This is a genomic window from Peptoanaerobacter stomatis, from assembly GCF_000238115.1.
Classification (GTDB): Bacteria; Bacillota; Clostridia; order Peptostreptococcales; family Filifactoraceae; genus Peptoanaerobacter; species Peptoanaerobacter stomatis.
The window spans coordinates 242,494-254,676 of sequence record NZ_JH414547.1; the positions used below are offsets into that span (position 1 = coordinate 242,494).

Annotated in this window: 16 protein-coding genes and 1 other annotated feature; all 16 genes read left to right on the plus strand. The window is 29.8% G+C overall.

Features of this window, described 5'->3' with window-relative positions:
* Positions 1–408 precede the first annotated feature (408 nt).
* Positions 409–1,950, plus strand: a complete 1,542-nt coding sequence (locus HMPREF9629_RS02580) for a GGDEF domain-containing protein (RefSeq protein WP_242821997.1) — start codon at positions 409–411, stop codon at positions 1,948–1,950.
* Between the two features lie 349 nt (positions 1,951–2,299).
* Entirely contained in the window at positions 2,300–3,472 is a 1,173-nt protein-coding gene (locus HMPREF9629_RS02585) for an ABC transporter ATP-binding protein (protein ID WP_009524768.1), read from the plus strand.
* A gap of 2 nt (positions 3,473–3,474) precedes the next feature.
* Positions 3,475–4,113 (plus strand): ABC transporter permease, encoded by a 639-nt coding sequence (locus HMPREF9629_RS02590; RefSeq protein ID WP_009524769.1) that lies wholly within the window; start codon positions 3,475–3,477, stop codon positions 4,111–4,113.
* Positions 4,114–4,115: 2 nt separating this feature from the next.
* Positions 4,116–5,033 carry an osmoprotectant ABC transporter substrate-binding protein gene (locus HMPREF9629_RS02595; protein ID WP_009524770.1) on the plus strand — a complete coding sequence of 306 codons (918 nt, stop codon included), beginning with the start codon at positions 4,116–4,118 and terminating at the stop codon, positions 5,031–5,033.
* Between the two features lie 176 nt (positions 5,034–5,209).
* A complete protein-coding gene (locus HMPREF9629_RS02600; protein ID WP_009524771.1) occupies positions 5,210–5,845 on the plus strand; it encodes an ABC transporter permease in 636 nt (211 codons plus the stop codon).
* Between the two features lie 215 nt (positions 5,846–6,060).
* The gene (locus tag HMPREF9629_RS02605; protein ID WP_009524772.1) at positions 6,061–6,576 is read left to right on the plus strand and encodes a DUF2179 domain-containing protein; all 516 of its coding nucleotides are present in this window, start codon (positions 6,061–6,063) and stop codon (positions 6,574–6,576) included.
* A 191-nt stretch (positions 6,577–6,767) separates the two neighbouring features.
* Positions 6,768–7,238, plus strand: coding sequence for a methylated-DNA--[protein]-cysteine S-methyltransferase (locus HMPREF9629_RS02610; RefSeq protein WP_009524773.1), 471 nt, complete (start codon positions 6,768–6,770; stop codon positions 7,236–7,238).
* A gap of 108 nt (positions 7,239–7,346) precedes the next feature.
* Complete coding sequence (rplS, locus tag HMPREF9629_RS02615) at positions 7,347–7,697, plus strand: 50S ribosomal protein L19 (protein ID WP_009524774.1); 351 nt, start codon at positions 7,347–7,349, stop codon at positions 7,695–7,697.
* Between the two features lie 86 nt (positions 7,698–7,783).
* The gene (gene ylqF, locus HMPREF9629_RS02620) at positions 7,784–8,641 is read left to right on the plus strand and encodes a ribosome biogenesis GTPase YlqF (protein WP_009524775.1); all 858 of its coding nucleotides are present in this window, start codon (positions 7,784–7,786) and stop codon (positions 8,639–8,641) included.
* A gap of 196 nt (positions 8,642–8,837) precedes the next feature.
* Positions 8,838–8,987: a 50S ribosomal protein L33 gene (gene rpmG / locus HMPREF9629_RS02625; RefSeq protein ID WP_005366125.1), complete on the plus strand. Its 150-nt coding sequence runs from the start codon at positions 8,838–8,840 to the stop codon at positions 8,985–8,987.
* Positions 8,988–9,005: 18 nt separating this feature from the next.
* Complete coding sequence (gene secE, locus HMPREF9629_RS02630) at positions 9,006–9,257, plus strand: preprotein translocase subunit SecE (protein ID WP_009524776.1); 252 nt, start codon at positions 9,006–9,008, stop codon at positions 9,255–9,257.
* Positions 9,258–9,272: 15 nt separating this feature from the next.
* A complete protein-coding gene (nusG, locus tag HMPREF9629_RS02635) occupies positions 9,273–9,809 on the plus strand; it encodes a transcription termination/antitermination protein NusG (protein WP_009524777.1) in 537 nt (178 codons plus the stop codon).
* 28 nt (positions 9,810–9,837) lie between these two features.
* Positions 9,838–10,263, plus strand: a complete 426-nt coding sequence (rplK, locus tag HMPREF9629_RS02640; protein WP_009524778.1) for a 50S ribosomal protein L11 — start codon at positions 9,838–9,840, stop codon at positions 10,261–10,263.
* A gap of 62 nt (positions 10,264–10,325) precedes the next feature.
* A complete protein-coding gene (rplA, locus tag HMPREF9629_RS02645) occupies positions 10,326–11,024 on the plus strand; it encodes a 50S ribosomal protein L1 (RefSeq protein WP_009524779.1) in 699 nt (232 codons plus the stop codon).
* Between the two features lie 4 nt (positions 11,025–11,028).
* Positions 11,029–11,157 (plus strand) — a sequence feature (ribosomal protein L10 leader region).
* Between the two features lie 40 nt (positions 11,158–11,197).
* Positions 11,198–11,710 (plus strand): 50S ribosomal protein L10, encoded by a 513-nt coding sequence (rplJ, locus tag HMPREF9629_RS02650; protein ID WP_009524780.1) that lies wholly within the window; start codon positions 11,198–11,200, stop codon positions 11,708–11,710.
* An 88-nt stretch (positions 11,711–11,798) separates the two neighbouring features.
* Positions 11,799–12,164 (plus strand): 50S ribosomal protein L7/L12, encoded by a 366-nt coding sequence (gene rplL / locus HMPREF9629_RS02655; protein WP_009524781.1) that lies wholly within the window; start codon positions 11,799–11,801, stop codon positions 12,162–12,164.
* Positions 12,165–12,183 lie beyond the last annotated feature (19 nt).

Below are 12,183 nucleotides of genomic sequence, written 5' to 3' on the forward strand. Positions count from 1 at the left end.
TTCATATAGAAAAATAGTAAAAAAATACTATATTATAAAATTGGATATGTTATAAAATTTAAAAAAATGCATATAATTTGTAAAATAATAGAAGTTGTTGTAAAATTATAAACATAAAATATTTAACTTGTTGTCTATATTATAGTGTTAAATGTTATAAAATAAAAATAAATAGTAAAAAAGACTTGTAAATTTAATTTATATATTTTATAATATACAAAATCAATAATATATTGACAGGAGGTGTTTTTAATTTTAGAAAATTTCAATAATTTTTTTAAACCTCAAATAAAAAATAAAATCAGAAAATATTTATTACTGTTTTATAAAATTATAATTTTCATTGTTTTTATAATGATAATATCTCTTTTATTTATATCAAATAAAAACGAATATAAATACAATAAAATGGATAATATAGACTATATCGCAAATTCCGCTGAAATTGAATATAACAATGATATTCAAAATGTGGTACTTCCATATAGAGTTAAAACTGTAAAACCTTTTAATGTTTATATAGATGTGAGTAAATATGTAAACAAAACACATCAAAATATAGTAATGTTCACAAGATTTTTAGAACTTGAGTGCTATATTGACGGTAAATCCATATATAAATATGCAGTATCTGATAATTCTGTTCCGAGAAGTGGAGGACGTGTATATCACGTTATAAATTTACCTGATAATTTTAAAGATAAAAATATATTAATAAAATTTAAACCTAAAACCGATCAGATAAAATCGTTTAAAATAAATAAAATATATATTGTAAACAGTGAATATTTTTTTATTGGTGAGTTACTGAGCAAAGATATACTTGGAGTAATTTTGGTTTCAACATTAATGATAATGTCTATTATGATAGTGATGTTTTATTTTATGGACATGGGAACGGAGTCTAAAAATAAAAGAATATTTGATATAGGGCTTCTATGCTTTATAATGGCGGTTTATTATGCTACACAATTGGAAATATTTAATTATTTATTCAGAAAATACTATAAAGCTATATATTTTTTGGATTATTTGTCATTTTCACACTATTCAATACCTATGCTCATATTGGTTAGAGGAAGATTGGATAGAAGATTTGATAAGTTTTTAACTGCATCAATATATATGTGTATTTTAAATTTTTCCATACAATTTGTTTTAACATTATTAGGTATAAATGAATTTCATAATATGGTGAAGTATACACATATGGCGTTGTTCATATCGTATTTTGTAATATTAGCAGCACTGCTGTTTTCATCAAGTAAAGAATATCCGGAAAAAATGAGTATGCTTTTGTCAAGTGTGCCTATATTTCTTTCGCTTGCATCTTCGCTTTTTGAATATTGGACAGGCAGTTATGATTCCATGTCACCCATATTGCTTGTAAGTTTGTTTGTATTTGTGATCATTCAGGCATATTTTGCAATAAACGCATTTATGTATATGCAAAAAGAAAGCTTAAATACGAAAACATATGAAAGATTAATGCTTACAGATGCACTTACAAAATTAGGAAACAGGTATTCGTTTGAACAAAAGATAGAAGAGATAAAAAAAGGGAAAGATGACATTACGATAATATCAACTGATTTGAATAACTTGAAAGAAATTAACGATACTTATGGGCATTCGTATGGGGATGCGGCGATAATATCTGCGGCTCGATTTTTGAAAGAAAATTTCGCTAAAGATTTTGTATACAGACTTGGCGGAGACGAATTTATGATAATATCACATGATGATATAGATGATGAATATTTAGAAGAAGTGAAAAATAAAGATTATTTTATAAAAGGCATAGATAAACAAATCAAAATCAGCTTTGCTTTCGGAAAGAGCAGGTATGAGTATAATTCAAGCGATGAACTTAATGATGCTTTAGAAGATGCAGATAAAAATATGTATATAGATAAGAAAAATATTAAAAACGCCAAAAAGAATACTTGAAATATAGTATTCTTTTTTTGTAATATTTGTAATAAAAGTTTAATTTTATACAAACTTAAAAAATTGCATTAAGTATATTTTAAGAAAATAATGTTAATATATCATCATAGAATAGGTTTAGCTTAAATAACCGTATGTTGCTTAATTCATATAAAAATATATGATTAATTATTCAATAAATAGGGTATATATAAATTTAATATTTATGTTTAAAAACTGATAACATATAAAATTGTTTTTTTGATATAATCTCAATTACAAATATTATGCAAACGTTAAACCGGAATTATATAATTATAATTGCATTAAAATCATTTTTGTTTATATTTTTGAACAAGGAGTTGACGATATGATAGAATTCAAATCTGTATCTAAGGTATATTTGGGTGGTAAGGTTGCTGTTCATAATGTTAATCTTAAGATAGAAGACGGACAGTTCATAGTTTTTATAGGTACCAGTGGAAGTGGAAAGACTACTTGTATGAGAATGATAAATAAGATGATAGAGCCAAGTAGTGGAAATATACTGATAGATGGTAAAGATATTAAAAATATGAATGATGTTGCACTTAGAAGAAGTATAGGTTATGTTATACAGCAAATAGGTCTTATGCCGCATATGAATATATTTGAAAATATAGTTATGGTGCCCAGACTTTTGAAAATGCCGGAAAATAAACTAAGAGAGATAGCGGAAAATCTAATAAAAAAAGTCGATTTACCGGTAGAGTATCTTGACAGATATCCTAAAGAGTTATCAGGAGGACAGCAACAAAGAATAGGGGTAATAAGAGCATTATCGGCAAATCAGAATATTATATTGATGGACGAACCGTTCGGGGCATTGGATCCTATAACAAGAGAAAATTTGCAAACACTTGTGAAAAATCTTCAAGTAGAGCTTGGAAAAACTTTTATATTTGTAACTCATGATATAGATGAGGCACTTTTACTTGCTGATAAAATTGCAATAATGGACAATGGACAAGTTATACAGTATGATACACCTCAAAATATATTAAAATCACCTGCAAATGATTTTGTAAAAAATTTGCTTGGAGAAAAAAGACTTGATCACGCAAAATTTGATTATCTGCCTGTGGAAGAAGTTATGATAAGGAATCCTAAGAGCATAAATTACAAGAAAACTACTCATGAAGCTATGGAGATAATGCACAATTCAAGAGTAGACAGTTTATTTTTAGTAGATGATGAAAATGTATTGATAGGTATGGCAGACGTATTTGATATACGCTCATCTAATAGGGAAAGCAGTAAGATTGAAGATTATAATTTGCCGGCTAATGCCATAAACAGAAAAACACCGCTTAGGGACGCTATATTTTATATAAATAAATTAGGCTATAGAAACTTACCTATTGTAGATGAGGAAATGCATCTCATAGGGCTTGTAACAAGAGCATCTGTTATGGATATAATATATAAAGGCTTTTTAGGAGATTATACTCCTGAAAAAAATGATAATGATATAATAGTTACATCTGATATGAAAGAGGTGTAGTTATGTTTATTTTTTTAAAAGAAAATTTTAATCAGCTCTTTATTAAAATAGGAGAACATATTTTTATATCTTCTGTTGCATTGATACTGGGTATTATAGTTGCAGTACCGCTTGGAATAGTAATTACAAAAAATAAAAAAATATCCAACGTATTTATAGCTGTAGCATCAATATTTCAAACCATACCCTCATTGGCTTTATTATCTATAATGGTTCCTTTTATAGGAATAGGAACTCTACCGGCAATAATTGCGCTTTTTATATATTCTTTACTTCCTATACTCAGAAATACTACCATAGGTATGAACAGCGTGGATTTGTCATTGATAGATGCAGGTAAAGGTATGGGAATGACAAGGAATGAAATAATTATGAAAATACAACTTCCTCTCAGTGCACCTGTGATAATGGCAGGTATAAGACTGTCAGCAATATATGTAGTATCATGGACTACCATAGCATCTTATATAGGAGCCGGAGGGCTTGGAGATTTTATATTTTCAGGGCTTAACACATTTGATACAAATTCTATTTTACTTGGGACTATACCTGTTACTCTAATTGCTTTATTAAGCGATTATTTGCTCGGAAAAATAGAGAAAAAAGTTATGCCTAAAACATCATCTTTGCAGGAGGGGTAAATATGGTGAAAAAAATAGTAAAAATAATTTTCAGCATTACACTTATTGTATTATTTACAGGTTGTTCGTTACCATTTTTGGGAAAATCTGGTTCAGGTGGAGGTATAGTTATAGCAGGAGGTAATACATCAGAAAGACAAATTTTGTCAGAAATGCAAAAACAGATGATAAAACATTATATGCCTAAAGAAGATGTGCAGATAATAAATAATTTGGGTTCAACTGTACTTATAGTTCAGACATTTACAAGAAATATATGCAATGTGTCCGGAGCTATGTATACAGGAACATCACTTACAGGAGAACTTGGCTTAGAACCTCAAACCGATACAAAAAAAGCCTTGGAGTTGGTACAAAAAGGATATAAAGAAAAATATAATATGAAGTGGTACGATTCGTACGGATTTGAAAATACATATGCCTTTATGGTAAGAAAAGATTTTGCTGAAAAGAATAATTTAAAAAAAATATCAGATTTAAAAAATTTGGCTCCTAATTTGAGAGCAGGGGTTGATACATCTTGGATAAGAAGAAAAGGTGACGGGTATGAAGCTTTCAAAGAAAAATACGGTTTTGACTTCAAAAAGGTATATCCTATGGAAATAGGACTGGTATATGATGCAGTGAAAAATTCAGAAATGGATATAGTTTTGGGATATTCTACGGATGGTAGGATAAATTCGTATGATTTGATAATATTGGAAGATGATTTAAAAGTATTTCCTGCATACGATGCTTGTCCGGTAGCATCATATGATATATTGGAGAGATATCCTGTTTTAGACGAAGTGTTGTCAAAATTGGTTGGTAAAATAAGCAGTGAAGATATGCAAAGATTGAATAAAATGTCAGATGAGGATTTAATTGAACCTCAAAATGTCGCAAAGATGTTTTTAGAAGAAAATAATTATTTTGAATAAAATATTTAAATGTAAGTATTTTAAATTTATGTATTAATTACGTTATTCAATAAAATAATGGACAAGTATTATATATTTTTGTAGATAATAACCATGTCCATCTTGAAAATAAATATTAATAGAATATATTTATATAATTTAATTCAGAGATACTTACTTAGAAATGGAGGATAGGCATGATTAATCAATTCATTTCATATTTTGCAACTAATGGAGATTATGTATTCGGTCAATTTATAAGGCATTTTTTAATATCGGTATATGGTGTATTATTTGCAAGTATAGTAGCAATACCTATAGGTTTTTTTATATCGAGAAGATATAAAATGGCTGATATAGTAATATCATTGGCCAATATACTTCAAACCATTCCTTCTCTTGCGATGGTGAGTATACTTATGATAGTTATGGGATTAGGTGTGAATACTGTTATAATGGCTGTGTTTTTATATTCGTTGCTTCCTATAATAAAAAACACATATACAGGAGTAAAAAATGTTGACGATAATCTCATAGATGTGGCAAAAGCTATGGGAATGACTAAAAGGCAGATAATATTTAAAATAGAATTACCTTTGTCCATATCCATAATTATGGCTGGTGTAAGAAATGCACTTGTAATGGCGATAGGTATAACTGCAATAGGAACTTTTATAGGTGCAGGAGGCTTGGGAGATATAATAACAAGAGGTATAAATGTTACAGACGGTTCTGCAATAATATTAGCAGGTGCCGTACCTACAGCATTTATGGCGGTTATTAGTGATTTTGTATTACAAAAAATTGAGAAAATGTTAGATCCTGTAAAATAAATTTTATTTGCAATTAATATATTAAAGTGATATTATAAATTATACTTTTACAAAAGTATTATGCTGATACCGATAACCATTTATTATAATGTTATGCACCAATTCTTATAAATTATTATTCTTAGTTTTAAAAGTTAAATGTTGTTTAAAAAAACATATGACTTTTTAACAGTTTTTCAGTATGAAATCAAAAAAATTAAAAATAGGAGAATAAAATGGATAAAGAAGTCTTATTGACATTTTTATTGATATTTTCATTGAGAATAGTTGATACTACACTAAGTACACTTACTACTATGTTCATGAGTCAAGGAAACAAAAAATTGGCTCCACTTATGGGATTTGCCCAAACTGCAACTTGGGTTACTTGTCTTAATATAGTCATGAATAAATTAAGCAATCCTATGAACCTTCTTATATATGCAATCGCCTATGGTTGCGGTGTATGTGTAGGTATAATGCTTGAAGAAAAAATAGCATCAGGAAATGTTATTATACAAGGTGTCATAGATGAAAAAGATAAGCATATTATAACTGAACTTAGAAATATGAATATAATGGTTACCTCCATGGAAGGACAAGGGAGAGAAAATTCAAAAAGATTGGTGCTTTTTATAGCACTTCAACGTAAAAAGTTGAATGCTGTCAGAAAATATTTAAGAGATAATCACGTTTTTATCACGGTATCAAAAGGAGATATGTACTTGAACATAAACCCTAATTCAAAATAGTGTTATAATAAACTTTTAATAACTGTTTTGTTATGAGAGATAATTATGCTTGAATTGATACCGCTTAATGTGTGAATGTAAAGCATGGCAAGTTTTATAATAAGTGTGATTATAATTTATTTTAACTGCACATGGCAGTATAAAAATATATTTAAACTTTATTTACTATAATTCTTATGAGAGGTACTTTTATGAAAAACTTCTATATATATCATTTTGATGACATAAACAGAGATGTTACTGTTGTAGATGAAGACGATTATATAATAAGTATAGAGTTTGATAAAATAAATTATGATTTTAATTATGAAGAAAGCGAAGCAATATCCGGGTTGAAAAAAGAACTTGATAAATACTTTGCAGGAGAATTAAAAGAGTTTAAAACAAAATATAAATTAAAAAATCTTACAGAATTCCAAATGAAAGTATTAAAAGAAGTAGAGAAAGTTAAATATGGAGAGCATATAAGCTACAATGATATAGCTAATGCAATAGAAAGTCCTAAATCTGACAGGGCTGTAGGAAATGCGGTAGGAAGAAACCCTCTTCCTATAATAGTGCCATGCCACAGGATAATAAGAAAGGACAAAAAACTTGGCGGATATACAGGCGGAACGGATATAAAAATAAAACTCGTGGAAATAGAAGATATGAAATTTTAGATATTGACAAAATAGCAGTTTTACTATATAATGCTATAGTTAATTGTAATTCGTATGTTCCGCTGATAGCAATATTTATTAAGAACATATTTGTTAGGGAGGAAAACCATGGAAAAAATAAGAGAAATCGAAAAAAGGCAACTTAAAGCCGACCTACCTTCTTTTGGTGCAGGAGATACTGTAAAAGTACACATCAAAGTAAAAGAAGGAAAAAGAGAAAGAATACAGATATTTGAAGGCGTTGTAATCAAAAGACAAAATGGAGGAATAAGAGAAACTTTCACTGTAAGAAAAATATCTTTCGGTGTAGGAGTAGAAAAAATATTCCCTGTACATTCACCTTCAGTTGAAAAAATTGAAGTTATAAGAAAAGGTAAGGTAAGAAGAGCTAAGATTAACTACTTAAGACAAAGAACAGGTAAAGCTGCAAAAGTTAAAGAAGCGACAACGAAAAGATAGTAAACTGATAAAGCTACCGTATTATTCGGTAGCTTTTTTATTAAATCAGTCAGTAATAAAATAAATTATTAATTAAGGATAGAGAAATGGAAGAAAAAAATAGTATTAATTGGTATCCGGGTCATATGAAAAAAACAAGAGAAGAGATAGTAAAAAATATCAAACTTGTAAATCTCGTAGTTGAAATAGTAGATGCCAGAGCACCTATAAGCAGTAAAAATCCTGATATAGACAGCATGATAAATGGCAAGAGTAAATTAGTCGTACTCACAAAAAAAGACCTTGCAGATGAAGAAAATATTGGTAAATTCATATCCTATTATAAAGAAAAAGGAATAAAAAGCGTTGCTGTAAACGCAACTAAAAAATCAGGAATTTCACAGCTTATTAATATCTTAGAGCAGATAAAAGAAGAAAATTATCAAAAAAATAAAGCGAAAGGCATAATAAAAAAACCTCTCAGAATAATGATAGTAGGGATACCAAATGTAGGAAAATCAACGCTTATAAATCAGATAATAGGTAAGAAAAGTGCCAAGACCGGAAATATGCCGGGCATTACAAAATCACAACAATGGTTGAAAATAAAAGGCGATATCGAATTGCTCGATACACCCGGAATATTATGGCCAAAGATTGAAGATAAGTTTACAGCACAAAAATTGGCATTTTTAGGAAGTATAAGAGATCAAGTAATAGAAATAGAAGATATATACTATGAATTTATAAAATTTTTGATAGAAAACAAAAAACAAAAAAACTTGTTTGAAGAATTTAAGATAAATTTTGATGAAACGGATTTTGAGAAAATATCTGAAATTATAGCAAAAAAAAGAGGCGTTTTATTAAAAAGTGACGAAATTGATTATTTCAGATTGGCAAACATTGTGCTAAATGAGTTTAGGAATGGAAAATACGGAAAAATACAATTAGATGAGATATAAAATTCTTAATAAAAGTGTAATGTAAATTATAAAAGAAATTTTAATAAAATATAAAATCTGATAAAAATATAAAGATTTTTTGCTTGACACTTTGATATTATTGTTGTAAAATCTATGGGTAATGTTTATACACCAAACCAATCTATTTTATATTAATGCTCCTTCTGATTTAAGAATTTTAGGAGGTGGATGAATAATGAGAGTAAGAGTAACATTAGCTTGTCAAGAATGCAAAAACAGAAATTACAATACAACTAAAAATAAAAAGAATGATCCGGATAGGATTGAACTTGAGAAATATTGTAAATTCTGTAAGAAACACACTGTTCACAAAGAAACTAAATAATGAAAAGGGTGTGATGAATTGGCAGAGCAAAATAAACAGAATTTGGGCGGCGGCACAAATCAAGCTGCAAGCCATGAACAAAAAAGAAAATCTTTAGGCCAGGCTGTAAATGATACAAGATCGGAACTTAGAAAAGTTCATTGGCCTAAAAAAACTGAACTTCAAAAATATACCATAGTGGTAATAGCCACAGTTGCATTTTTCAGTGTGGCAATATATGCTATTGATTCAGGACTGGGTTTTGTAATATCGAAACTTGTAGGCAGGTAAGAGAGGATTTTATCTATGTTGGAAAAAGGGGAAATGCTTTGGTATGTAGTGCATACATACTCAGGCTATGAAAACAAAGTTAAGACTTCGCTCGAGAAAACAATAGAAAATTTGGGAATGCACGAGTATATACAAAAAGTAGTTATACCTGAAGAAAGCGTAGTGGAGAATAAAAATGGTGTAGAAAAAGTCAGAAAAAGAAAAATATTTCCGGGATATGTGCTAATTAAAATGGCAGTAACTGATGATTCTTGGTATTTAGTTAGAAATACTAAGGGAGTTACAGGATTTGTCGGTACAAACTCAAAACCTATACCTCTTACACCTGATGAAGTTGTCAAAATGAGGCTTGAAGATGAACAAGCGGTTATAGAGGAAGTTGATTTTGAAGTTGGCGATAAAATTACTATAACAGGCGGACCGTTTGCAGATAGAGAAGCGGTTATAACACAGATTTTTATGGACAAGAGATTAGTCAAAGCTCAAATGATGATGTTCGGCAAAGAAACAGTTATGGAACTTGAATTTTCTCAAATAAAGAAACTATCTTAAAGGAAATATTTAATAAGGAGGTGTAGATATGGCAAAAAAAGTTATAGGACAAATAAAATTGCAGATACCTGCAGGAAAGGCTACTCCTGCGCCACCGGTTGGTCCGGCTTTAGGTCAACATGGTGTTAATATAATGGGATTTTGTAAAGAATTCAATGCTAAGACAGCTGATCAGGCAGGATTGATAATACCGGTTGTTATTTCAGTTTATCAAGACAGATCTTTCAGTTTCATTACAAAGACTCCTCCGGCAGCAGTTTTAATAAAAAAAGCTTGTAAAATAGAATCAGGTTCAGGAGAACCTAACAGAAAAAAAGTTGCAAAATTGACAAAGGCACAATTAAAAGAAATTGCCGAGTTGAAATTGCCTGATTTGAATGCTGCAAGTGTTGAAGCTGCAATGAGTATGATAGCAGGAACAGCAAGAAGTATGGGTGTAACAGTAGAAGACTAGTATTATTTATATAGATTGGTGGGAGGCATTAAATTACCGTTAAAACCACAAGGAGGAAACCAATGGCTAAAAAAGGCAAAAAGTATCAAGACGCTTTGAAAAAATATGATGTAAAAAACTTTTATGACGCATCTGAAGCCTTAGGTATAGTGTGTGACGTTGCAACTGCAAAATTTGATGAATCAGTAGAAGTTCATATAAAACTTGGAGTTGATTCAAGACACGCTGACCAACAGGTTAGAGGAGCAGTTGTGTTACCGCATGGAACAGGAAAAACTAAAAAAGTTTTAGTTTTTGCAAAAGGAGAAAAAGCGAAAGAGGCTGAAACAGCGGGAGCTGATTTTGTAGGTGCAGAAGAATTAGTTCAAAAAATTCAAGGAGAAAATTGGTTTGACTTTGATATAGTAGTTGCAACACCTGATATGATGGGTGTAGTAGGTAGATTGGGTAGAGTTCTTGGGCCTAAAGGACTTATGCCAAATCCAAAATCAGGAACAGTAACATTTGACATAGAAAAAGCTATATCAGAAATCAAAGCCGGTAAAGTTGAATATAGATTAGATAAGACTAATATAATGCACGTTTCAATAGGAAAAGTTTCATTTGGGAAAGAAAAGCTGTTTGATAACTTTAAAACTCTACTTGATGCAGTAGTAAAAGCAAAACCGGCATCATCAAAAGGACAATATTTAAAGAGTGTAACAACTGCAAGTACAATGGGTCCCGGAGTTAAAATAAATTCTTTAAGAATAAATGATTAGTAAGTGACAATTAAATATCGTACCATAGACAGTAGGAGCGTATGCTTAAAAAATAATCCTACTTAGGTAATAAAAAAATTTTTTAGCCTATTTTTGTCTATGTTATGATAATAATAGGTTTTTATTTTATAAAAAGCTTATTTCTTGAGATAGATTATAAGGAGGTGCAATTAATGGGAAAAAAAGCTATAGCGCTAAAAGAGCAGATAGTTGAAAGCATAGCTGAAAAGATTAAAAATTCTCAATCATGCGTAGTTATAGATTACAAAGGATTGACTGTAGAAGAAGATACAGAACTAAGAAAAAAATTCAGAGAAGCTAATGTTGAATACAAAGTGTATAAAAACACAATGGTGAGAAGAGCTGCTGAAAAAGTAGGCAATATGGAAAAATTTGACGATGTTAATTTAGTCGGACCAAATGCGTTCGCATTTGGAGTAGATGATGCTATAATCCCTGCTAAAATAGCAAAGGATTTTGCAAAAACTCATCCTAAATTAGAGTTAAAAATGGCATATATAGAAGGTGAATTCTATGATGCACAAAGTCTTGACAAGGTTGCGAATATACCTTCAAGGGAAGTCCTTATTGCAAAATTGCTTGGAAGCTTCAAAGCTCCGGTTTCAAACTTTGTATATATGCTTGATGCTTTATCAAAGAAAAAAGCAGAAGAAGGACAGGAGTAATATAATTACTATGTGCGGTATTATATAATGAGTTTAAATTGAATGATAGATTTATAAAATTAAAATATTAAATAACGGAGGAATAAAAATGAACGTAGAACAAATATTGGAAGCTATTGAAAATATGAAAGTTCTTGAATTAAATGAACTTGTTAAAGCGGCAGAAGAAAAATTTGGAGTATCTGCATCAGCGCCTGTAGTAGTTGGAGCAGTTGCAGGTGGAGCAGAAGCAGCAGAAGAAAAAACTGAATTTGATGTAATATTGGCAGATGCCGGAGCATCAAAAGTAGGTGTTATAAAAGTAGTTAGAGAAGTAACAGGTCTTGGATTAAAAGACGCTAAAGATTTGGTTGACGGAGCACCTAAACCTCTTAAAGAAGGAGTTTCTAAAGAAGAAGCTGACGATATAAAAGCTAAACTTGAAGGTGCAGGAGCAAAAGTAGAAGTTAAATAGTTTTATATAAAAAATACCG